Source organism: Bradyrhizobium sp. BRP56 (assembly GCF_020194035.1).
GTDB lineage: Bacteria > Pseudomonadota > Alphaproteobacteria > Rhizobiales > Xanthobacteraceae > Bradyrhizobium > Bradyrhizobium australafricanum.
This window is the reverse complement of sequence record NZ_JADYVV010000103.1, coordinates 1-22190: the sequence shown is the minus strand read 5'-3', so window position 1 is coordinate 22190 and position 22190 is coordinate 1. Positions and strand designations below refer to the sequence as shown.

Genomic DNA, 22190 nt, shown 5'->3' with positions numbered 1-22190 from the left:
ACCTTCGCCTTGAATGCCGGAGAATGCGTCCGGCGGCTCTTCTTCGTCATCTTCGCTCCTGATTCGCAGCAAGAATCCTCGCCGCTGTCAGGCAGAAAATCCACTCAAGCTACTGTCCGAATTTGCGAGGCCAGCTCTCTCATCGCCGAGGTGATGGTGCTGCACGACCGGCCGGGCTTCGCGCCCTACGTCGAACGCCTGGAGCGGGAGCTTGCCGCTATGCAGTCGAAGGATGACGTGATGACACGCGCGCGGCGGCGGCTTGCTGCCCGCGGCGCAAACGATAACGGCAAGTCCAAGGTAGCTGCGTGAACAACAGCCCCGCGTCGCCCGCCAAATATCTGCAGCGCGACCTTTAGTGTCACGCCCGAAAAATCTCACTACTCATCACACACTACGAACGGAGGAATTGTGTGCAGCCACAACTCAATTTCCACCACAACTTCAGAGAGCCGGTCAAGATCCCCGGCTCGTTCAACCTGTATTACGATCCGGTTCAGGTCGACCGGCAACTGACTAAGCTTCTGATCGAGGGAGACCCGGAATATGAAAATCCTCGCCACTCATTCGCCGCTCGGTGCTGACGTTGCCCTTGCGGACGTCGAAGTCTGCGAAGGGGTGAAGTTGTTCGGCGTGCGCATTGTGCGTGCGGCCGATGGATCGCATCGAGCTTACGCGCGCGGGGCTGCGCTTTCGCCCGCGATGGTCGAATCAATTTCATCTCTCGTTTTAGAGGGCGATTGCCAACATGCGGGCCACGCTTAAGCGCATTATCCACCTTCGTCGCAGCCTTATTGCTTACGGATACCGTCCCGTCGCGTGTAGTGGCAAAGCCGCTGTCATGGGTAACTGGCAGCGCTCGCGGTGGTCCGCTGCGCAAATGGAAGGCATCGCTCGCAACTATCCGGACGCCACAAATACGGGTCTGCTCTGCGGCGAACTTGTGGGGCTTGATGTCGACACGCCGGACGCTGAGACTGCCGACGCTATCCGCGCGATGGTGATGGAGTTGCCGGGGTCGGACAGAGCGCCGTATCGGATGGGCAAGGCACCGAAGACCCTGTTCGCATTCCGCGCCACCGAGCCTCGCGAGAAGCGCGCAACAGGCGCCTACCTGATCAACGGCGCCAAGTGTCAGGTCGAGGCGTTTGGTGAACGCACGCAATTCGTGGCGTTCGGAACGCATCCCGATACGGGCCGACCTTACGAATGGTTCAACGGTTCGCCGGCCGAAACACCGTTGGCCGAGCTTCCGGAAATCACACCAGAGGCGATCGACGAATTGTTGGCTCGGGCGGAGGCGTACTTCGCCGAGCGCGGGACGCTGATTAAGCCAGCCAGCAAAGCCAGTGACCGCGGCCCGGTGGTAGTCGATAGTGACCACCCGTGGGCTGACACATCAACGCCGCGCGTTGGCTAGCCTCGATGCATGGGTGCCGGAGCTTGGACTCGAAGATCTGCGCAAGTACCAGGGCGGCTTCCACGCTGTTGCATCCTTCCGCCCCTCGATCAACTCGAAGGTGAAGAAGCGAGGCCGCGCGCTGAATATCCAGCCCAGTGGTATTGTCGATTATTCGGCTGGAAACGCCGGCTACTCGCCGATCAACATGGTTTCAGTCAGCCTCAGCATGTCCGCGTCAGAGGCCGCCGAGTGGCTGCGTAAACGAGTTGGCGGCGGCGATGACACCAAGCCAGTCAGCGTTGCTCGTCTTCTTACTCAACCCGCCAGGCGTGCCGCAGCGCGTCGATCAACATCAACTTTGTCCTGAAGGGCGATTGCTGAATGCAAAATGCAATTAAAACCGACGCGTCCAATTCAACCGTTGAAGCCCGCGATGAGGAGCCTGTCGCAGCCAACGACAACAAACCCGCATCTAATCCCGGCACTTCGGTAACCGAGGATAGTGTTGCGTATATATTCGCGAGCACCTATCGAGACACGCTGCGCTTCTGCCACTCCACTGGCGCGTGGTTTGAATGGGATGGTTCGTACTGGCGCAGGAACGAAGTCGGCCTTGCGGCTCACCATGTTAGGGTGATGGCCCGCGATATGTCACAGGGCCTGTCTCCGAAGGCGCTCGCGACTATACGAAAGCGTTCATTCGCTTCAGGAGTCGAGGGGTTCGCTCGCAATGACCCAACCTTCGCCGTCACGATCGAGGCTTGGGACCGCGACCCGTTTCTGCTCGGAACGCCAGACGGCACCGTTGATCTGCGTACAGGGAAAATGCGCGCTGCCGACCCTGCAGATGGCATTACCAAACTAACGTCCACCGCGCCGTCTGCCCAGGCAGACTGTCCACTTTGGTTGCGATTTCTTCAAGACGCGACTGGCGGCGACGGTGAAATGATCCGCTTTCTGCAGCAGTGGTGCGGCTACTGCCTTACGGGCGACACGCGCGAACATGCACTTGTCTTTGTGCATGGCGACGGCGGTAATGGGAAATCGGTTTTTCTCAACACCACTAGGTATATTCTGCACGATTATGCGACTACGGCGTCAATGGACACGTTCGTTGCCAGCCGCAGTGACAGACACCCGACAGACTTGGCGATGTTGCGCGGTGCGCGTCTAGTCAGCGCCAGCGAGACAGAGGAGGGCAGGGCTTGGGCCGAGTCGCGAATAAAACAGATGACGGGCGGCGATGCGATTTCAGCGCGCTTTATGAGGCAGGACTTCTTTACGTTCCAGCCGCAATTCAAACTGTTTGTGGTTGGAAACCACCAGCCAGCACTGCATAGCGTCGACGCCGCAGCCCGGCGGCGATTCAACATCGTGCCGTTCACGCGAAAGCCGACGAAGCCGGATCGTGAACTTGAAGCAAAGCTTCGCGGTGAGGCGCCCGCCATTCTGCGGTGGATGGTTGATGGGTGCCGGGACTGGCAGCGCAATGGTTTGGTGCGACCTGCATCTATTGTTGAGGCGACCGAAACGTATTTTGCCGAGCAAGACACGTTCGGCCAGTGGCTGAAGGATGCTTGCCGAGTTGAGCCGGACAATCGTAGCATCTCAGACTTCGTCGCGGATCTGTTCAAATCGTGGACCGATTATGCTGAAGCATCTGGCGAGCGCCCCGGAAGCCAGAAGGGATTTGTCCAGTCGCTGACCAAGAGTGGCTTCAAGAAGGGGCAAAGGGTACGCGGCGGACAACTCTATATCGGACTGCAACTGCTTAGGCAGGCCGAGAAAGAACCTAGCGTGCGCGATTGAGCACGGATCGCGCACGGGAAAACGAAATGATTTCAATGGTCGGTGCTACGTGTGCGACATGTGCGCGATTTTTCCATTATAGGCGCTTCGCGCGCGCGTGTAGAGAGTCATACGTGAAAATCACGCACATCGCGCACACCGCGCACGGCGGCGGGGTCTAGCTGATCTCTCCCGCCGTTCACATAGGGACCCGCGCCCCCAGGAAAACATCTCCGAGTGCAAAATGAAAACCAAAACATGGGGCGGGGATATAGCAAATCCCTTGGATCCCGCGAGCCGCCCGAACCAGTGGCCGAGTTACGTATAACTTTTTTTGATTGTTTGATTATTCGATCGGCACGCAGATGCCGACGCACAAGACCGCAGAAGCGGTCAGGTACGCTCGTCACGAGAGACAACCAATGCAACACGCAAACGACAACGACCAACCCATAGCAGCCGACCATGTTACCGAGGTCCGCCCGCGCCCTGGCGAGCTGAACCGCATTCTACACCGCCGCTTCCCCGGTATGGGGCCGGCCCATGGCTGGCAATTGGATGCGGCGGCGAGGGCGACGTTTAATGCGGATATGTCCAAGTGGTTTGGTTTGGACGGGCGATGGCATTCAACTGCCGAGCAATATCGCCAGAGCAAAGGCAAGCGCCGCACCAAACAGGCGGCCACCCCCAACAAGCCCGGCAAGCCCGCCAGGCCAGAGCTACTGGATTGGCAGCAGGACGTGGGCGCACCGTACTCCAGGTGGTCGCATGCAGTTGCGGAGGGCGCTGAATTTCTTGCGGGCCGCACCGCCCCGGCGACAAGCGGCATTCGGCTCATGCAATTCGGTGCCGTTGAGGACGCCATGATCCGGGCAATCGACGCCAAGCGATTCCTGACGCAGGTGGCCAATGATAATGAGCCCGACATTCGCAGGAACAGGCCGCGCCGGAGGAAAATCGCGCTGGCGGCTTAAAATCCAGTTTTCGCCATAGTTGGGAACGTATCACCTTGAAGACCACGATTTGTGGTCTGACGTGACGTGCACTCGGCGCGCTGGCCACCACCCGGCGTCGCCACTTTTTCCCGGCCCTGAGCCGCGAAGCCGCTGCATGCGGCGTTTTATTTAACCCTCCAATCGCAATTTCCAATCCTGAAAGGAGAGCGGCCCCAATGGCCACTTGGAATCACGTGCTCGACGCGATCGAGCGTCATCTTGATTTCCCGCGCTCGCGAAGCACCGGAATCGCCAGGCGTTTGCAGGAAGCCGGAATCTTGCCTTCCGGCGCACCGGGCGTTGCGCCTGAGCTAGACGAGGACAATGTTCTCGACCTCGTTGTTGCGCTCGCCTCTGACACCGAGTTGCACACCGCTGTTGACGCGGTCCGCGCCTACCACGCGATGACACCCGGTAGTGTCAACCTGGATGGGGCCCCGCAGTCGATTCCCAACGCGCCGATCGCTGTTGCGATTTTGGTCGAGGACGCACGCACTGGCGTCGCGGAGGCGCGAAAATCTCAGGTTGCCGTATCCTGCAATTGTAGAGCCGTCGCGATTCACAAACCTGATGGGTCGGTCAGTCGCTTCAGTCAGCCGGGCGCTCATTGCGCTCACTGGCAATCCAATGGCCATCACAAGTCAGTCACCATCAACGTCGCCGCTGTGGCCGGTATCATTGATGCATTGTTTGGAAAGGTTGTTGCCTAATGGCTCCGTTGAAGACGAAGACCACCGACGAATTCCGCGTCCCCAGCCTCGCGGAGGCCGACAGCTCGTACGCCGACCTGATCGCGAAACGCGTGGAATTGGAGCAGAGAGACTCTAAGCTCAACAGCGAGCGCTCGAAACTGCGCGGTAAGATCGAGGCGGGCAGGGCGGCTTTTGGGAAACATATCTCGCCCGGCGTGGCCGCGCTGCTTGGTGACGATCCTACTGACAGCATTGCCGATCTGTCGCGGCAGCTCCGCGAAGTCACCACGGAGATAGCAAACATCGAGTCAGCGCGGGAGGTCCTGCATAGGCGCACAGACGAAGCGCGGAACGTAGCCTCCAAGCTCGTGTGCTTCACCGTGATGCCAGAGTACCAGCGCCGTTTGGGTGCGGTATGTGAGGCCGCTCGCGCGTTGGAAGCAGCCAAGCCCGAGAAAAGCACGACGCGCTGCTGGACGATCTGGAGCGCGAGGATGTGCGCCTCGGTTATCTGCGGCCAGTGCGCGCGCACTTCTTGGGCGATCGGCGCGAAGGCCGCGCTTTTTACTTTTTGAAGGAAGTGAAGGAGGCGGGCCACAATGTCTAAGGGATCCGAACGCACTTCCGATGTGGCCGACCGAAAGCCAGTTCGGCGCCGTGTAAAGATGCCTGGCGAAAGCCGACACTCCGAGTGCTCGGACTCACCAGCCGTGATTGCGCGCAAGTTGATGCAAGCGAAACGCGAGAAACGATTGCGGGTGACGCAACGCAATGGCTGAAACCATCTCAGGATTCGCGATTTCCTGGAATCGGCCGGCCATCATCGCGGGGCTCTTCGAGGAACGCTTCGCGCGCGGCGCATTCGACAAGCACATCGCGCAAAATCCAGACGTCGCCGCGCTTTGCAGTCATGATGTCAGCAGGCCTCTGGGGCGCATCAGCAACGGCACCCTCAAACTACGTTCGGATAACGTCGGACTCTACTACTCGTTAGAGCCGCATCCTGATGCGCCTTTAGGGCAGGAGGCCTTGGCACTGTCAACGAGGTGAGCGTGTCGTTTACTCCACTTGTCGAGGAGTGGGACGACGGTGGCGACATTCCGAAGCGCCTCATCACCGAGGCCAAACTTTTCGAGATCAGCTTGGTCCTGTGGGGAGCCTACGGCAAGGACACCTCAGCTCAGATCAGTCGAGCATCCAGCAACAACCAGGCAGCACGACGGCGCGTTGAAGCGAAGATGCGGGCCCGCGGCATCCTTTAAGCGCAGGGGGAGGGGTGGGTCAGATCCCTCCCACTGCCGCCACTAGCTACCGGCGGCCCCCCATTTCACGCGCATCTGCAATTCGGACCCCCAGGGGCAAAATGCCACGACCAAGAAAGCCGGCCGCCAAGGCGCTGGTTGAAGGCCGGCACATCATCAATGCTGGCCGCTATAAACGCAACGATCCAACCGGTGCCGAAATCGGCGCTCCACCCACTTGGCTAAACGAGCAACAGGCCAATGCATGGCGTGAATTCGCCAGCGAGTTGCCATGGCTCAATGCATCTCACCGTTGTCTTGTCTCCATCGCATCAGTCTTGCGCGCTCGCCTGCAAAGCGGCGCGGAGATGGGTACAAAATCGCTCAGCCTACTGAGGCTGTGCCTAAGCAGTATGGGCGCGACACCGGCCGATGCGAGCAAGATCAGTTGGGCGCCGGCAGAGGAGGCGGACGATTTACTTGACTAAAACTCACGGACACTCCGGCAGAGCTAGTAGGTTATCGTTGTAGTAGCCGTCAGCGTGAGTTCGAACATATTTTCCGTTCGGGCCGCTAACGACGCCAACGTCCGCGCGCTTACCGCCGACCAACGTAAAGAATGTATTGGTCCCGTTCTCGATCGATCGAATGACCTCCGATCTCGGCCACACCAACCACACGCCTCCGAATGCGACATACTGGCAATTGCTGGCGTCGAAGGGGGATGCTGGCGCCACGGGCTCAACCGGTGCTGCGGGGGCCAACGCCCCCACGTATGGCGGCACTTCGACCACGTCGCTCGCTATCGGCACCGGATCCAAAGCGTTCACCACGCAGGCCGGCCTCGCCTATCAGAATGGCGCTCGCGTGCGGGCTAGCTCGGCGGCGAACACGGCGAATTGGATGGAAGGCCTCGTCACCTACAGCGGCACGACGCTGACCATGACGTCCGACAAGACCGGCGGCAGCGGCACGCTCGCGGACTGGAACTTCAACGTGGTGGGCCAGCCTGGGGCTGGTGATCTGTCGAGCGCCAACAATCTGTCGGACGTGGCGAGTGCTCAAACGTCACGTGGCAATCTCGGGGTTCTGTCTCCGCCGCAAGGTCGCCTGACCCTGGTGAGCGCAACGCCCGTGATGACGACGACGCAGAGCGCCAAAACGACGCTGTACTATGCGCTCTACAACGGCAATCAGGTGCCAATCTATGACGGCACCAAACTCACGATGACGACATTTGCCGAGTTGTCGATCGCGACGACCGACATCACCAAGAACCCCGCGGCGATCGGCGCCAGCAAGGTCAATGACTGGTTTGTCTGGAACGACAGCGGTACGCTGCGGCTGCCTCACGGTCCCGACTGGACAAGCGACACGGTGCGCTCGGCTGGAACGGCGTTGGGCCAGGTCAATGGTATCTGGCTCAACAATCAAGCCATCACCAATGGGCCGGCAGCGTGGCGCGGAGGCACCACGCGCAGCAATGCATCGTCGCAACTTGATTGGATTCTTGGCGGTTCGGGGTCTGGCGGTGTGGCTGGGTACCTCGGCGTGTGGAATGCCTATAACCGCGTGACGGCATCCGCAGCGGCGATCGATAGCGGCCTCGCATACACCTATTCCAGCGCGACCGTGAGGCAGGCGAGAGCGTCCGCAGGCAATCAGGTGTCGGCTGTATTCGGGCTGGCCGAAGATGCGACGCAGATTTCGTATGCATCACGCATTGGTCTGGTCACGAACTCAGCAGCCGCGGTTTCCGGTATTGGCGTGGATGCGACCAACGTTTTCATTGGTCAGGGGGTTCTTGCAGGCGGACGAATACTACTCAGGTCGGTGGAGCAGCCGCGTACGCGGCTCCGCCACTATTGGGTTTGCACGTGTTCTCAGCCAACGAACAGGGCGATGGCACCAACGCCAACAACATCAACGTGGCAGGTCAGAACGCGCTTAGCGTCCTGGCGAGGATGTAAGATCGGTGCCACCCGTATGGCCTGCGGACGCGCGTCGCGACAAGCCATTCTTTTGTCGGAGTCGCGCACTACTTTTCATTTTTGAAAAATGGAGAAGTAAGGTGGCAATTGGGACAGTGAAGTGGTTCAACCCAACAAAGGGGTATGGGTTCATTCAACCGGATTCCGGCGGCAATGACGTCTTTGTCCACATCTCCGCGGTTGAGAAGGCTGGTTTTACTTCGCTCGCAGAGGGCGCAAAAGTCAGCTTCGACATCGTGAAAAATCGCGGAAAGGAGTCGGCGGAAAATCTACGAATCGAGTGATGCACCACCCATTGTGTTGCTCAACAGAAAGGCCGCAGTGGTACGCCGCTGCGGGCGGCCGAGGAGATCGATCGGAATCGGCCGATGGATAAGGCGCTATTGTTCGCGTGGGCGTGCGCTCTAATCCTCTTGGTACTGTTCGTCGCGCTGTACCTTCCTTGGTAGTAAGTTGCCGATGGCGACTCGCCACGGCGCTGCCTGCGATCCGAGACTGATTGCCAAGTCACCGCCCACAATCCTGGTAGTTGCTCTAGGGCATTCGTCCGGAGGATACGTTGCCCGGTCAGCTTCTCCCTCCCTTGAGGCTGACCGGGCGAAGTTAGTGGCGCGCGCGATAGGGACAGCGCTTTATCGGTCCACCCCAAAGCACCGAGTCACGTGGCCGCTAACGTTCCCGCTGTTTAGGTCGCGCGGCTGCCACCGTGAGCCCGGTGTGATCCTTGAGGCTATCGATTACCTTGAGCGCGGCTTCGAGTTCATCTCGAAGACGCTTCGTAATCCGCAGAATGCCGCTCGCGAGCTCCTCGCGGCTGATTTCTGCACCGTGAGCAACTTTTTCTTCGAGGTCGCGTATAGCTTCGTCGATCTTGTGCAGCGAGAATGTGCTAGGCATCATCCGGCTCCGTCCTGATTAAGGGGCCGGCATCCGCCGACCCGCAGCGTAAAAATGCGTCCGCTACACGGTTTAGTAAAGCGGGTGGTGTTGCGGGAAAATCTGTCCCCATCTCGCGTCTGAGCGCCTCGAATTCGGATAAGGTCGAAAGAGGGCAATCCGCCACCGCGTCCATTTTTGAGCAGATAACTTCAACCCGGGATCGCCAATCGGCCAGCTGTTCTTCAGTTCGCTGTGGCGCGTACGTGTCTTCTGCCGGTGTATGGCTTGGCCTACGGACGTAGTCCGTGAATGCTTGGATTGCCGCTACCACTTCGGTCCTAGGCACGGCGGTTACTCCTATGAGCGGAGCCAGCTCGAACATTTGCAGGCCGAGCACTTTGATATGGCATGCACGCGGGGGCGCGACAACCCACTGGTACTGGTAGGTGCTTCCAGTCCTTCTCAGCGATACTCCTTGGTGGCACCAGGGGGGAATTTTGGGCCCCTCGGGAGCAAAGGTGGCCAGCCCTGCCAATCCAAGGGGCGAAGGCTGGCCACCATCGCTTGCGACGTCACCACACAGGGTAGCTACAGGCCAATGGATGCACATATTCGAGCAGCAAATCACGTCCCTGCGGTCCCAAGCGCTTGCGGTGTTTGCAGCCAATCAGGCCAGCGCGGCCGATCAGTCTTTGAGCCAAGCAGATCGCCAAATCGCGACGTCTAATGCCGAGGAGGCTCGACAGCTTGAAACCCAACCTCGGGCCGAAGGAGGCGCGGAAGATCGCTGCACGCATACGCGCTCTTCTAGGAGAGCCGCGTGTGTGCCAACCGGTTCGGGTGGCATGCCTGTGAGACTTTCGCCAGCGCGCCCGCGCTGCTTGCGGTGTGCGGGTTAGTCATAAAAGGCACTGGGTGCGCTCGCGATAGCTGACGAAAGGGTGACGGACTGTCTTGCTTCAATCACGACCGACAGGCTGCCAGGACTCCAAGTCAGTCTCCGAAAGAGAGACCCCAGCACGGGCAGCATGCTGGGGCGAGACGTTGGGCTGACGCGAGCCAGAAATCGAGCCACGACTCGATCATTATGACCGTGTAAATGTAGAGCAGCATCACGCACCGGTCAAAATCGCACTGCATGACAGTAATCGGCGGTAGGATCTTCGTTCGCGCTTTGAGGTGCAATCCGAGCAAACGCGAGAAAACGGCAGTTGCTAATCGCGCATAAGCAAATCTCACGTCCTGAAAAACGACCAAGTTGCTATCGCAACCAAAGGCTGTCCACCGGAAAGAGACGGCTTCGCTCTCCGCAAATGTCCGGTGGTTGGCTAGGTGCGAGAGGTTTTACATCAAGCGACGTAAGGAGATTTGGGAGCAGGTGCAGGCAGAAATGGCCGTTGGAGAAAGTGCGAGAATTTCTCGCACTTTATCGAAGCCGAAACGGGCCGAGGGAATAAACAATTCGCATCTGCAGCAGGCCATCTCCACTGGTGCCGGTGCGGCGAGTCTCCGCGCCGTAGCCGATTGGAACGAGCGCAAATCGTTTGACGAGCGCCGCCGCGCTGGCGGCCCTGAAGCTCCGTGTCGGGATGCGCAGGGCGGCCGGAAGGAAAAAGCGTTAGCTCGCGGAAGGGGGGTCTTAGCCGTGGAGGCCGTCGCTAGTGGGGATCACGGGCACTCAGCCAGTGAAAGAAGATTGTCTGGCTGAACGCCGTCCGCCGTTGTCTTGATGTATTTGTGCCCGTTGTGTTCGGCCACGACCACGCCAGCCATGAGTCCGTCTTCTTCGACATAGAACTCCCATTCGCCGCTTTCAATGTCTCTGATCGTCTGAACGACAGACTGCTTCCATTGACTTCCGTTTGAATATTCACCTCCGACACTTTCAATCCTCTCGTGGGGATTCATCCTGTCGGTCTTATTGATGCAGCGAACGCGTGCGAGTTTAACCACAGGGCTCTCTCCTTCGTGCTGCAAAGGCTGGGTGACCAGTTTAGCGTTCAGTGGCGGCCCAGGCAGCCCAACCAATCCTGGTAGGGGCCCGGGAGGCTTTTCGCCGATACAACGCGAGGGCCCCCCGCGGGTTGATGCCCCCCCTCGGGGGCGGGGCGGTCAGTTTTGCAGCTCAAGGCGGTAAGGCTGACCACGGAAGTTAGTGGCGCGCGCGATAGGGACAGCGCTTCTTCGGTATGGAGGCGCCGAGTCACGTGGCCGCTAACTTCACCGCGGCGCGGGTGTGGCAGGGACAGCGTCGTTTCGCATGTTTCGCGACGCCGAGTCGCCCCCGCGCCCCCCCCAGGACTGTTGGGCTCAAAAGGCCGATGAGCGCCGCGAGGAACGATTCTACTGGATATGCGCGCGCATTACGCTAATTGATTTGGCCACATTTCCCCACTTAGGATTTGTGGCCGTCATCTGCATTTTTCTGATTCAGATAGTCGCACTTGCCGCCCTGGCCAGAAAATATGCTGATGAGAACATCGCGATAGCGATCGACAAAATCATCGCATCGATTTGCGACAGGTTCGGGTGGAAGTAGGGCGGCGAGATCCTATCCGTAAAAGCCAATCAAAAAACGGATAGCAAAAAACGCCCCTGCGACTACGGCTGCCGTGATGGCTATCGCGAAACCAACCCTAAAGCTTTCGCTCATCAGTTCCCCCTAGGCCGCAGGCACATCCCCTCCGAAATTGCGTCTGCGGCCTCCGCTGCGACGGTCCGCAATCATGCCGGTCACTGCGGTAGGTGTGCGACTACAAATTCTTGTAGTTGACCAGTTCGTGTTCTCTGGGCTCGAATTGCTGTCGAGCGGACCCTACGCCAGTCGCGAGCCCAATCGCCGGATGGATTGTAGCCATGACGAATGAACCGGATGATCTCATCGGACGTATTGCTGAGATCGAACTAATTGCTGAGATCGAACTAAATGAATCGGCGGCGATCTGTGTTGAGCAGATGGACGACGAAATCACGCTCGTCATTGCAAGCATTGTCGGCGTTCACTTCCAAGTGACAGTGGAGCAGGCGCTTGAGTTGTCGCGGGCCTTAGCTGTAGCTGCGGAGAATGCGGAAAAATTCCGTAAGTCAGCCAAGACGTAGCGGCTACTTCTTAATCGAGTGCTCTTGCATAAACCGCGCGGCCCTAACGCGCGCTCGCTCCATCATGTCTTCCTTCGCTTTCGCAGTGGCAAGCTCTGATTCAAGCCGCTCGAAGATCGGGAGATAGACTTCACCGCCTTGTGGCGACTGATCCATTAGGATCGCAAGACAATCCAAGCAACGCTCCAGTGTATCGACCGTGATTGGTTCGTCACTGCGGATCGCGAACCGTTTGGTCATCATTCGCCTACGCTGTCCGCGTCAATAGGGAGCTTGCTCCGCTCCCACTCCAATAACTCGGATAGAAGCCAGAACCTGGTGCGGCCACCGAGGCGCGTCGACGGTTGCGGAAAGGCCGCATCGCGCATGCGCCGGAATAGCCAAGTGTTCGATACGCTGCCGTAGCGCTCGCGAACTTGCTTGGCGTTGAGATACTGATCTGTCGCGAGGGCGTTGAGATCAACGGTCGACACGGGCGCCACCGAATCGTTGCTGCCGCCGCACGCTGGAATGGGAGTGTGGCTTTACAATAGGGCAGCACCCACATCCCTATGGACGCGCCGAAGCGCCCCGATAGGTGTGGGCAGCTAGGCCTTCGGTTTCGCCAGCCTCACACCAGGGCCGCCATCGATCGATTGACCATCTGCCAGGAAGATGGCGCCGGCAGATTCGAGGGCGGCGCGGATGGCGGCTATCGAATGACCCGGTGCCGTCGCGTCGGTCTCAACCCTCGTCACGGTGTTTCTGTGCACACCCGATTTCTCCGCAAGGTCTCGAACGGTCCAGTTCAACAAACCGCGCGCCGCCCTAATTTGTGCACTTGTCACCATGGTTAATTCCTGTATAGTGCATTTGTCACCATAGAGGTGATAGATGCACAATAAAGGAACCCGCCCAATGCTGCAAGCCGCCTCATTTCCGTCCGCTGAACGACCCACCACCCTTTCGCAGTTTCTCTACACCCATCGCCGATTGACCGACCTGGCCCGTGGGCCGCTTCCCAGCGAGATCGTTGAGGAGATGACCCACACCGCATGCGGAATTGCGGAGAGGATCCTTGAGGCGCCCGCCGCAGACTGGCGGGATCTGAGCAAGAAAGCCCTGCTGCTGCTCGACGAATTGCCCTACGAGCAGGAGTGGCTCGATCGTATGTGAATGCGGATCGAAATTTGACCCCTCAATCAGTCTATCTCGTGGGCTAACGTCTTGATTTTTCAAGTGCCGGAAAAGTGACCCCGGCGCCGATCGGCGTCGGACCCCCGCGCCGATTCACAGAAGCATGCGAAAACCATCGAGGCTCGCGGCGAAGACGTTGTCCAGCCGCATCAAGAAGCCGGATATACGTCAGTAGTTGTGGCCGTCGATCCTGATCAAGTCGGTCGTTGCAATCGGGCGGGGTCCATATGGGGTCCGGACGCCGATCGGCGTCCCAAGTGCTTGATGGGTCAATGTTCAGCGTCGATTCACAAAGATGTTGGCTGGAGATAGTCCTCGCCGCGAAAGCTGGCCGTACGCCTCACCGATGAGGAGCAGTATTTTGTCTCTGAATCTTCGGTCTATCGGCTGTTGACGGCGAAGCGCGCAGGCACATGCGCCATGCTGTCTTGGCGCGGCAATTGTCGTCATCAGGTTCTCGACAGCTTCCCCATTTAAGTTTAACAAACATACAGGGCTGATCCCCTTGGAAGAACATCCGCTGCCGATGCTCACGGTGCGTGCCTGCCGGCGCTGTAAAGGGCGGTTTGTTGCTGATTGCCCGGCATGTCAGATCGATAGCCCAGGTTCATATTTGAAGAGGACGGATGGATTTCCCCTTGACCAAGTCGGTGCATGAACAATCGGGCAGCACGGGTCCGCAAGAGAGCTCACCCGCGGCTCCGTCTGCAGCCGCGGCGACCTTTGAGCGGCAATTGAGAGAGATCAGCAGTTCAGGTGTGGGTGGTGGAGCAATGCCGGCCGCCGCTGCGCTGCAGCCGGCTCAATCAACGGAGGTTTTGATAGGGAGGCAGTGCAATCAGATCCTTTACTCCGAGGATGCTCGCCTTATCTCGGGGCTTGAGAAGGCCCTTACGAAGGGCGGGGCCGCCAAAGGCACCACCAATAACTATTTACGTGTTCTTCGCGGCTTTGGCCATTGGCTCTCCGCAAATAACAAAAAGGGCATCTCTGCTCGGCTCGACGACAAAAAATCGCTGTCTCAAGATGCGCGCGAGTTCAGCGGAGAGGGTGAGCCCTGGAAACTTCTTACAGCAATAGGTCATCTCCGAAATTCGCAGTCGACCGGCGAAGTCGTGCCGATCACACGCCACGTTGAGGTAAATCCTTATCAGCAGGACGCGGAACTCATCAAAGAGTACCAAAACGAAGTAGCGTCAGAGATGGGCAAGAGGGATGCAACCGCTCTTCGCAATTTCAGCGACTACCTGCGTGACAACAACAAGAAGGGTATTGTTGGTCGGCTTCGCGGCGAGTTGTTAAATGAAGATGTTAAGAGCTATAAGAAAGTCTCCGCTTTTCGTTCGAAAATCGGTGTCGCGCTGGATCGTCTCCGAAAATCGTCGGCCGGCGCTAAGGCGATGGATCTCGAGCGCAATATTGATCCCGAAGACGCGGCCCTGAAGGAGTCGAGGCAGGTCGGCGACGCCGCTGCGCAGCACAGTTCGTCGCAGAAAGCTGGCAGTTGGCCAGAGGAATTGCTTCCTGCGGAAGGCCATGATCAGAATTTGCTTTTGGGGCCGATGGACGAACCCGGCGCGTCGTCCTCGGCGCCGCAGCCGACTCAGTCAACTGGGATTTTGAGAGGGAGGAGGAGACGGCCTCTTTATCCCGAGGATGCTGCCCTTATTTCGGGGCTTGAGAAGGCCCTCATCAAGGGCGGGGCCGCCGAAGGCACCGCCAAGGACCATGTACGTACTCTTCTCAGCTTTGGCCAGAGGCTCTACGCAAATAACAAAGATCCCATTGCTGCTCGGCTCGACGACGAAAAGTCACTGACCGCTGATGCGCGCGAGTTGTTCGAAAAGCGTCCCGCGACACTCCATAGGGCAATAGACCATCTCAGGACCTCGCGGTCGACGGGCGGAATCGTGCCGATCGCAGGCCGCACTGAGTTGCATCCTTATCCCCAGGACGCGGCACTCATCAAAGAGTACAAAAACGAAGTAGCGACAGATGCCGGCAAGAGGGATGCAACTGCTCTTCGCAATTTCAGCGACTACCTGCGTGACAACAACAGGCCGGGCATTGCTGCTGGGCTCGGCACGTCGTTTGATGGAGATGTCGAGAGCTATAGGAAGGTCGCCGGTGCTGATTCCAGGATTGGTGCCGCACTGGCTCGTCTCCGAAAATCGCAGGCCGGCGCTGAGGCGATGGAGCACGAGCGCCATATTGATCCCGAAGAGGCGGCCCTGAGGGAGTCGAGGCGGGTCGGCGACGCCGCTGCGCAGCACATTGCGTCGCAGAAGGGTGGCAGTTGGCCAGAGGAATTGCTTCCTGCGGAAGGCCATGATCAGGATTTGCTTTTGGGGCTGATGGATGAACCCGGCCCGTCGTCCTCGGCGCCGCAGTCGGCTCAGTCAACTTGGATTGTGATAGGGAAGAGGAAGCAGCCTCTTTATTCCGTGGATGCTCCCCTTATTTCGGGGCTTGAGAGGGCCCTCATCAAGGGCGGGTTCAGCAAATCCGCTGCCGAGCAGCACGGAGGTTCCCTTCGTAGCTTTAGCCGTTGGCTTTTCGCAAAAGAAAAACCGAGCATTCGTGATCGGCTCGACAATAAGTCGCTGACCGATGGCGGTGAGGTGCTCGAGTTCACCGGAGAGGGTAATCCAAAGAGACTCGTTCAGGCAATCGACTATCTCCGGACCTTGCGGTCGACGGGCGAAGTGCCGATCTCACGACGCGCTAAGCTGAATCCTCACCCCCAGAACGTGGCCTTTATCAATCCCGAAGACACGGTACTGATGGAGCCGAGGCGCGTCGACGCCGCCGCTGCGCAGCACAGCGCGTCGCAGGAAACTGGCCGTCGGCCAGAGGAGCTTCCCGCGGAAGGCCGCGATCAGGATTTGCTTTTGGGGCTGATGGACGAACCCCGCTCGTCGTCATCTCTCGAGCCAGCCGCGCGCCATGACCAGGCACCGGATCCCGGAGAGCCCGACCGCCAGCAGTCCCCGGACGAGCCGATGGCTGCGCTTGCCAGGAGCAACCGCCTGCCAAGCGAGGAGGTCCTCATCAACGATGAGCATGACACAGCTGAGTTGAGGCCAGCGAAGAGGCAGAGGACCCTAAACAATCCGCAAGGCGTTGCCGGCGAGCGGCAGCTGAGCGAGATCGCCAATTCAGGCGGCCAGCCGACACCGGCGCCTACCCATCAACAGGGTACGTCGTCATGGGAGACGCAGCCGATGCTGCTGCGGAGCGGCTACGAAGATGTCACGGCGCCGCATGCGGTCGCGATGTACGTCGGGGGCGCCGCTGCGCAGCACAGCGCGCGGCAGCGAGCTGTCAGTCGGCCATTGGTCCTCCCGGAAGGTTACGATCAGGATCTGCGCTTAATGGTGGAAGACGGCCCATCGTGGCCCGAGGTTCCTCCTGAGCAGGCGCAGGACATAGTCCAAGCTGGGCAGGAACCTGCCCGGCCGACCGTGGAAGCAGCGCCAACGCACTCTGCCAGGGCTCGCTCAAATACCTACGGCGGTATTGAGGTGTCGTTTAATCCGAATTCGCCCGCATCATTTGAGTTGCGTGACAATGCTTGGAGCCCGGCGCCTGGCTTTCCGCCGCCGTTTGCCGGGCCGGTACCGGGGCATCACCAGGGCGCTCAACAGCTCGGCTCGCCGCAGGGGCTTTCTCCGGTGTCCGCCCACTCGGACGATGACGCTTTGGCGTGGTTGAGCGAGGAGCTTGCGCGGCAGATGCAAGAACCGGCATCACCATCAACTGCCAGGGCTCAGGATCTCTATCGTGGATTTGAGGCACTCCTTGATCCGGATGTGGCCGAGTTGGATGACAGTGCTCACTTTGCGCCAGCGCCTTCTGCCAGGGCTTGCTCAGACACCTACGGCGGTCTTGAGGTATCGTTTAATCCGAATTCGCCCACATCATTTGAGTTGCGCGACAATGCTTGGAGCCGGGCGCCTGGCTTTCCGCCGCCGTTTGCCGGGCCGGTACCGGGGCATCACCAGGGCGCTCGACAGCTCGGCTCGCCGCAGGGGCTTTCTCCGGTGTCCGCCCACTCGGACGATGACGCTTTGGCGTGGTTGAGCGAGGAGCTTGCGCGGCAGATGCAAGAACCGGCATCACCATCAACTGCCAGGGCTCAGGATCTCTATCGTGGGTTTGGGGCACTGCTTGATCCGGATGCGGCCGAGTTGGATGACAGTGCTCACTTTGCGCCAGCGCCTTCTGCCAGGGCTCGTTCAGACACCTACGACGGTCTTCCATTGGTTGATCTGACCGCGCCCGCACCGTCCCCATTGCGCGACGATATCGTGCGGCGGTTTCCGATCACCTCCTCCGATGCTCAGATCGGGGCGTTGAATCCGATAGCCTTGTCCCATAACCGCGGGCTGGTGCTCGAGGACACGGAATGGCTGGGCGACGAGCATATCCTCAGGGATTACCAGCTTCAGGAGCTGGATTTGCAGAGGAGCGATTCGGATCTCGCCGCCCGGACGCGGTTCGTAGATCCCCTCGAAGCGCTGCGGCTGCGCCTGGGCGCGGAGAGCGACGTGCTACGCGTATTCCATCGCATCGTCCATGATCGGCGTGATAACGATACAGCCGACTTCCTGTTGCTGCCAGTGAACGATGCCAGTGCTACGGACCGCGGCAGGCATTGGTCGCTGCTGTTCGTTGATCGCAGCAACCGGCAACGGCCTGTCGCCTATCACTACGATTCCTACGGGAGATACAACGAGACGCATGCAAGACAACTCGCAGAAAGGCTGAACCTCGCCCTGCAGCCCGCCGGCATGGCCCAGCAGCAGAACACTTGTGATTGCGGCGTCTTTGTCGTGGACGGCACGCGGGAGCTGGTTAGGCAATTGGCGCAAGGACGGGAGCCAGACCAGCTGAACCTCAGCAACGTCGTTGCCAATCGGCAGGCACTGCAAGCGCGACTCAGGGGTTGATGTCGCCGTGGGCGGACCCTCGCGGCGCTTCTCTTTGAGCTTGAATGACGGCTGGAAGAAGTTCACCAGCAGGCGCGCCGCGGCGTAGAGACGTGCCATCACGCGGGCCGTCTCGCCCCCGTCGAAGCGCCCGTATCCGACGAGCCGCCGGACCACCGACAGCGCGATGCGGTTGTCGGCAAGGGCGAGCGCGCGACGCTGCGCTTCGGAAAGACCGGTCAGCTGACCGGCGCCTCGAGGAGACCGAGCTTTCGCGCGGCCAGGTATCGGCCTTCGCCCGCGATGATCGTGCCATCGCTGTCGACGAGCAGCGGGTACCGTCAAGTTAACGAATTGCAGCGGCCGAGGGGTAGACGACCGGCATGCCGACCGCCCGGGACCCTCTTTATCGCCGCCATCGCTTCCCATCGGAAGTGATCAGCTATGCCGTTTGGTTGTATTTCCGGTTTCCCAGCGGCTCATGAAGAAGCTCTTGAAATCCGCCGGCACGCCGCCGCGCGTGATGATCACGGACAAGCGTTCGCACGGCGCTGCGAGGGCGAAGATGGGCTTTTTCGTCGAACATCGCCAGCACAGAGCTCTCAACAATCGGGCTGAGAATTCTCATCAGCCGACGCGGCAACGCGGCGGATCATGAAGCGTTTCAAATCGTCCCGTCAGGCTCAACGGTTTCTGTCACTTCACGTTCCAGGCATCGTAAGTGGATCCGTAATCCCCGGGAAATTGACGAAACCTCAGACTCTCTCCTCAGCAGAGGTGTATCCGCGCCTGCGCTTGGCGCGCTCCAGCCGTCCGAATGCTTCGCCCGCTTCAGCGCTGGCATCGAAAGTCTGCACCATCGTCTGGCCGGTCGTGCCGATCCGGCCCCAGTCGCGGATCAGCGAGACCCCGCCGAACAAGGTCGGTTGGATCGAAAGCAAGTAAAACCGCCGCATGTTGCGGGTGGTGTCGATGCGGCGAAGGTGAAGCGGCCCTAGCTTAAGGTTCGGCATGCATGGATTCTCGCTTCCTGTGGAAGCGAGGTCCAATGCTTTCTATGAATCGATCAGGGCCAAACGATTCATTCTCTCGCTACATCAATTGCACCAGGCGGGTGTCTTCGGACTGTGGCGATGATGTGGAGGCTCCACGGCCCGATTTGAACCCCACCGTCTCGCGGCAAAACCGAGACCGCAGTCTGAACTGATCGAGAAGCTCACTGAATCGCGCCGGAGCTAGGTCCAAGCATTGTCGATCCAGCAGCCTCAGCAAGGTTTGAAAGCTGACTAGGTGACATCGGTGCAGCCGTTGAGCGATCGACGGAGCAATTGCGGACGAACGGGAAATCGAAGTCCGGACACGGGTGAATTATGGAATGACACCCGGGCACTTCTTTGCCGGTGCTGCTGCAGAGAATCAAGCGCGCGATGTGGTCGGACATCGCCGACCTGCGTCTGGCAGCCCGACCAACCTTATGGGGTGTTGAAGAAGCGCGCGGCCTCTTAAAGGCCGCATTCTCTGTGGTAGGGCAGTATCTGAAAGCGCGTATGGCCGCGCAACCTGAGGCGAGAGGAGGATTCCGATGTTCGAGGCTAAAGACTATCGCGTGTGCTGCCATCACTTTGTCACCCCGACCGACCGCGCCGTCTACCCGGCGCAAGAGCCCTTACTAACCTACTCTGAGGCCCTCCGGCAGGTGCAGACCGAGCAGGCCAAGGGCTACATGGTGGCCTGGGTCATCGATCGCACCGGAGCAGGCGCCACCAATGAGATTGGTGGTTCGAACGCATCGGTTCGACGTTGATCGTAAGCGCAGCTCTGGCCCTTGGATTGGCGCTTGACGTCTGTTTTGATTACGGTGTGAGCCGGCACGGCTTCCACTTTTCCGACAACGTTGACGCTGGCCTCAAGCGCCTGCCTGTCGTCGAACCACTTTTTAGAGCTTGATCACATGATCGCAGCCGCGCCGAAGATCGAAGAGGCTGCAATGCCGTTTCCACGCCGAGTCACAAGCAGAAGAAACTCAACCAGGACTCGCGCTGGTCAGCGTCATCAGAAACTGTGCACGCTCGACAGGACGATCGAGCCAGTGCGTCGAGGTCTATTCCTGCATAGGAGGACGCGGCGAGGCGGCGGGAAAGTTGGAAGGTTGGGATCCAGCAAGGTCCCGATTCGCGCGCTGTACCTCGGCGGTCCCAAACACGAGGACGCAGAGAGGTCTGTTTTGGGCGCGGGATTTTGGCTGGGACACGAGCCCGTCAGAGCGTTGCCGCCGCCGCTCTGAAATGGTCGGGAAACCTTCCGATCGTGCGAGACTCTTATCTAACCTCACTTGTGATCCGCTCCCCTCGAGACTTTTGGAAGATATCCCAACTGCCGTTCCAGAGCAGCTAAGGTTCGACGGGCCGAATCCAATCTCGCAGTCGCCTCGACCAGGTCGGCCCATGTTTTATCCGACCGTGCAACCGCCGTGGAGCCGGTCTCAAACAGGTTGTTGTTGAGATGCGGGGCCGCTTCGCCTCGCAGGGCACGCTCCAAATCGAGCAGGGTGCTCGTCAGCGCTCGATGCGCGCACGCGTCCTCTCGTTCCAGGTTTTCCGCCACGTCGAGCGCCGCACGATAGTGTCGTATCGCTGCAACGACTCTGCTCTCGAGGTCGGGCTCATCGCTCATCTGCTTTTCTCTCCACGAATCTTTGAGCAATTTGTGTCGGTCTGAACGAGCAAAAATTGTAAGCGGAGCTTTTCTCCCATTTGATTGACTGGTTTCGCTTCGGCTTTCGCTCTGCGATCCTTGGCTTGTCAGAGAGCCGAGAGGAGACTGAAGGCGATGGAACAATCGGGGGAGGAAGCCGAAGCTGATGGCTTTGTGGGGAAGCTTACGCGCCGGACGCGTTCTGGATGCCGGTTATGGTCTGCGGAGATCAAGGGGCGCGCTGTTTTCGAGAGCATGAAGCCCGACGCCCGGGTATGTGATGTCGCACGGCGTTATGGTGTGAAGGCCCAGCAGTTGACGACGTGGCGCAGATTGGCGCGTGCTGGCCGGCTCGCATTGGTCACGGACGACGCGGCGGATTTCGTGTCGATCGAGCTGAGCGATCCAGTGGCGTCAGGCAAGAGCGAGGGGCCCGTCGAGATTACGATTGGCAAGGTTTCGGTCCGCCTGGATGCGGACGTGTCGGCGGTGCGGATCGCGGAGATCGTGACTGCGATCGAGCGCGGCGCATGATCATTCCGGCGCAGGGACTGCGGATTGTGCTTGCTGTGCGTCCTGTTGACTTCCGGTGCGGGCACGACGCGCTGGCCGGTCTTGTGCAAAACACGCTTGGGCTCGATCCGCATTCGGGCCTGATCGTGGTTTTTCGTTCGAAGCGCGCCGACCGGCTGAAGATTTTGCTATGGGACGGCACGGGCCTCGTTTTGGTCTACAAGCGCCTTGGCCGCGATGGTCGTTTCGAGTGGCCGCAGATCAGCGACGGCGTCATGCATCTGACGCGCGTGCAGTTCGAAGCGCTGTTTGAAGGGCTGAACTGGAAGCGAGTGGGCGAACGGATTGTCGCGACGCCAGCTGCGGCGAACTGACTCAGACCCGACAACCTGTTTCGCGCGGGGCTTTGGGATGATAGCTTGCGGATGTGCCGCCGTCCCCCATTGATCCCGCCCGTCTTGCAGCGCTGCCCGCCGATTTGCGCGCGCTCTTCCGCGCGCAGGAAGCGATGATTGAAGCCGAGCGTCGTCGCGCAGACGATGAATGCTCGGCGCGCCTTCATGTCGAGAGTGAACTGGCTGCGTCCAAAGAGAGCGTCGAACGCCTCGAACTGCTCGTGAAGGAGTACGAGAGAGCTGGCCCCGGTTGTTTGGACAGCGCCCCGCTGGATTTAAGTGGATTCCTGCCGGGTTATGCTGAACGCGGGGCTTTACGATTTTGTCGTTGCGTCGGGAGGGCGTAGCCCGACCAGAGCGACGACAAAATCGTCGGCGACGGTCATGCGGCCAT

Annotated in this window: 27 protein-coding genes and 2 pseudogenes; 20 read left to right on the top strand and 9 right to left on the bottom strand. The window is 59.5% G+C overall.

Features of this window, described 5'->3' with window-relative positions:
* From I6F38_RS40815 to I6F38_RS40770, 10 genes and pseudogenes are all read left to right on the top strand, one after another.
* The coding region (locus I6F38_RS40815; RefSeq protein ID WP_168859110.1) for a hypothetical protein at positions 1-312 on the top strand (312 nt) is incomplete at its 5' end.
* A gap of 234 nt (positions 313-546) precedes the next feature.
* Positions 547-765 (top strand): hypothetical protein, encoded by a 219-nt coding sequence (locus tag I6F38_RS40810; RefSeq protein ID WP_129964954.1) that lies wholly within the window; start codon positions 547-549, stop codon positions 763-765.
* Positions 749-1420: a bifunctional DNA primase/polymerase gene (locus I6F38_RS40805; protein ID WP_011090970.1), complete on the top strand. Its 672-nt coding sequence runs from the start codon at positions 749-751 to the stop codon at positions 1418-1420. The genes I6F38_RS40810 and I6F38_RS40805 overlap by 17 nt, the downstream gene beginning before the upstream one ends.
* A gap of 13 nt (positions 1421-1433) precedes the next feature.
* Complete coding sequence (locus I6F38_RS40800) at positions 1434-1769, top strand: hypothetical protein (RefSeq protein ID WP_161536874.1); 336 nt, start codon at positions 1434-1436, stop codon at positions 1767-1769.
* 14 nt (positions 1770-1783) lie between these two features.
* A complete protein-coding gene (locus I6F38_RS40795) occupies positions 1784-3211 on the top strand; it encodes a phage/plasmid primase, P4 family (protein WP_095424485.1) in 1428 nt (475 codons plus the stop codon).
* 401 nt (positions 3212-3612) lie between these two features.
* On the top strand, positions 3613-4164 hold the full coding sequence (locus I6F38_RS40790; protein WP_014498619.1) for a hypothetical protein: 552 nt from the start codon (positions 3613-3615) through the stop codon (positions 4162-4164).
* Between the two features lie 197 nt (positions 4165-4361).
* Positions 4362-4895, top strand: coding sequence for a hypothetical protein (locus I6F38_RS40785; protein WP_011090966.1), 534 nt, complete (start codon positions 4362-4364; stop codon positions 4893-4895).
* Positions 4896-4903: 8 nt separating this feature from the next.
* The gene (locus I6F38_RS40780) at positions 4904-5452 is read left to right on the top strand and encodes a hypothetical protein (protein WP_223153797.1); all 549 of its coding nucleotides are present in this window, start codon (positions 4904-4906) and stop codon (positions 5450-5452) included.
* Between the two features lie 196 nt (positions 5453-5648).
* Positions 5649-6139, top strand: a pseudogene (locus I6F38_RS40775) (HK97 family phage prohead protease).
* A gap of 101 nt (positions 6140-6240) precedes the next feature.
* The gene (locus tag I6F38_RS40770; RefSeq protein ID WP_014498622.1) at positions 6241-6606 is read left to right on the top strand and encodes a hypothetical protein; all 366 of its coding nucleotides are present in this window, start codon (positions 6241-6243) and stop codon (positions 6604-6606) included.
* 3 nt (positions 6607-6609) lie between these two features.
* Here the strand turns inward: I6F38_RS40770 and I6F38_RS40765 are convergent, their stop codons facing one another.
* Positions 6610-6789 (bottom strand): DUF3892 domain-containing protein, encoded by a 180-nt coding sequence (locus tag I6F38_RS40765; RefSeq protein ID WP_071916953.1) that lies wholly within the window; start codon positions 6787-6789, stop codon positions 6610-6612.
* On the opposite strand from I6F38_RS40765, the gene I6F38_RS40760 reads away from it, so the two are divergent.
* Positions 6767-8173 carry a hypothetical protein gene (locus tag I6F38_RS40760; RefSeq protein WP_011090961.1) on the top strand — a complete coding sequence of 469 codons (1407 nt, stop codon included), beginning with the start codon at positions 6767-6769 and terminating at the stop codon, positions 8171-8173. The two genes, I6F38_RS40765 and I6F38_RS40760, sit on opposite strands and share 23 nt — an antisense overlap.
* Positions 8174-8189: 16 nt before the next feature.
* Positions 8190-8393: a cold-shock protein gene (locus tag I6F38_RS40755; protein ID WP_011090960.1), complete on the top strand. Its 204-nt coding sequence runs from the start codon at positions 8190-8192 to the stop codon at positions 8391-8393.
* Between the two features lie 385 nt (positions 8394-8778).
* Here I6F38_RS40755 and I6F38_RS40750 read toward each other — a convergent pair whose 3' ends face one another.
* The 3 genes from I6F38_RS40750 to I6F38_RS40740 form a co-directional block, all read right to left on the bottom strand.
* Positions 8779-9009: a hypothetical protein gene (locus I6F38_RS40750; protein WP_014498624.1), complete on the bottom strand. Its 231-nt coding sequence runs from the start codon at positions 9007-9009 to the stop codon at positions 8779-8781.
* Positions 9010-9560: 551 nt separating this feature from the next.
* A complete protein-coding gene (locus I6F38_RS40745) occupies positions 9561-9785 on the bottom strand; it encodes a hypothetical protein (protein WP_154694125.1) in 225 nt (74 codons plus the stop codon).
* An 871-nt stretch (positions 9786-10656) separates the two neighbouring features.
* Positions 10657-10941 (bottom strand): DUF3892 domain-containing protein, encoded by a 285-nt coding sequence (locus tag I6F38_RS40740; protein WP_011090958.1) that lies wholly within the window; start codon positions 10939-10941, stop codon positions 10657-10659.
* 307 nt (positions 10942-11248) lie between these two features.
* Here I6F38_RS40740 and I6F38_RS40735 point away from each other — a divergent pair, with 307 nt between their 5' ends.
* Together I6F38_RS40735 and I6F38_RS40730 are read left to right on the top strand one after the other, a co-directional pair.
* Positions 11249-11527 carry a hypothetical protein gene (locus I6F38_RS40735; protein ID WP_014498626.1) on the top strand — a complete coding sequence of 93 codons (279 nt, stop codon included), beginning with the start codon at positions 11249-11251 and terminating at the stop codon, positions 11525-11527.
* A gap of 317 nt (positions 11528-11844) precedes the next feature.
* Positions 11845-12087 carry a hypothetical protein gene (locus I6F38_RS40730; protein WP_014498627.1) on the top strand — a complete coding sequence of 81 codons (243 nt, stop codon included), beginning with the start codon at positions 11845-11847 and terminating at the stop codon, positions 12085-12087.
* A gap of 3 nt (positions 12088-12090) precedes the next feature.
* Here I6F38_RS40730 and I6F38_RS40725 read toward each other — a convergent pair whose 3' ends face one another.
* The 3 genes from I6F38_RS40725 to I6F38_RS40715 form a co-directional block, all read right to left on the bottom strand.
* Positions 12091-12330: a hypothetical protein gene (locus tag I6F38_RS40725; protein ID WP_016846398.1), complete on the bottom strand. Its 240-nt coding sequence runs from the start codon at positions 12328-12330 to the stop codon at positions 12091-12093.
* Positions 12327-12560, bottom strand: a complete 234-nt coding sequence (locus tag I6F38_RS43865) for an AlpA family phage regulatory protein (protein WP_223153795.1) — start codon at positions 12558-12560, stop codon at positions 12327-12329. The genes I6F38_RS40725 and I6F38_RS43865 overlap by 4 nt, the downstream gene beginning before the upstream one ends.
* A 114-nt stretch (positions 12561-12674) precedes the next feature.
* The gene (locus tag I6F38_RS40715; RefSeq protein ID WP_011090956.1) at positions 12675-12917 is read right to left on the bottom strand and encodes a helix-turn-helix transcriptional regulator; all 243 of its coding nucleotides are present in this window, start codon (positions 12915-12917) and stop codon (positions 12675-12677) included.
* 67 nt (positions 12918-12984) lie between these two features.
* On the opposite strand from I6F38_RS40715, the gene I6F38_RS40710 reads away from it, so the two are divergent.
* From I6F38_RS40710 to I6F38_RS40700, 3 genes and pseudogenes are all read left to right on the top strand, one after another.
* Positions 12985-13242, top strand: a complete 258-nt coding sequence (locus tag I6F38_RS40710; RefSeq protein ID WP_014498629.1) for a hypothetical protein — start codon at positions 12985-12987, stop codon at positions 13240-13242.
* 647 nt (positions 13243-13889) lie between these two features.
* Positions 13890-18215 carry a Ulp1 family isopeptidase gene (locus tag I6F38_RS40705; RefSeq protein WP_011090955.1) on the top strand — a complete coding sequence of 1442 codons (4326 nt, stop codon included), beginning with the start codon at positions 13890-13892 and terminating at the stop codon, positions 18213-18215.
* Positions 18216-18577: 362 nt separating this feature from the next.
* Positions 18578-18899: pseudogene (locus tag I6F38_RS40700) on the top strand (DDE-type integrase/transposase/recombinase); the annotation flags it as partial.
* Positions 18900-18949: 50 nt separating this feature from the next.
* Here the strand turns inward: I6F38_RS40700 and I6F38_RS40695 are convergent.
* Entirely contained in the window at positions 18950-19207 is a 258-nt protein-coding gene (locus I6F38_RS40695) for a WGR domain-containing protein (RefSeq protein ID WP_011084508.1), read from the bottom strand.
* Between the two features lie 569 nt (positions 19208-19776).
* Between I6F38_RS40695 and I6F38_RS40690 the strand changes: the two genes are divergently transcribed.
* Positions 19777-19998, top strand: a complete 222-nt coding sequence (locus I6F38_RS40690; RefSeq protein ID WP_014497999.1) for a hypothetical protein — start codon at positions 19777-19779, stop codon at positions 19996-19998.
* A 524-nt stretch (positions 19999-20522) separates the two neighbouring features.
* On the opposite strand, the gene I6F38_RS40685 is transcribed toward I6F38_RS40690, so the two are convergent.
* Positions 20523-20867, bottom strand: a complete 345-nt coding sequence (locus tag I6F38_RS40685) for a hypothetical protein (protein WP_011084509.1) — start codon at positions 20865-20867, stop codon at positions 20523-20525.
* A gap of 156 nt (positions 20868-21023) precedes the next feature.
* Here I6F38_RS40685 and I6F38_RS40680 point away from each other — a divergent pair, with 156 nt between their 5' ends.
* Complete coding sequence (locus tag I6F38_RS40680) at positions 21024-21422, top strand: transposase (protein WP_011090954.1); 399 nt, start codon at positions 21024-21026, stop codon at positions 21420-21422.
* On the top strand, positions 21419-21775 hold the full coding sequence (gene tnpB / locus I6F38_RS40675) for an IS66 family insertion sequence element accessory protein TnpB (RefSeq protein ID WP_011090953.1): 357 nt from the start codon (positions 21419-21421) through the stop codon (positions 21773-21775). The genes I6F38_RS40680 and tnpB overlap by 4 nt, the downstream gene beginning before the upstream one ends.
* Positions 21776-22190 lie beyond the last annotated feature (415 nt).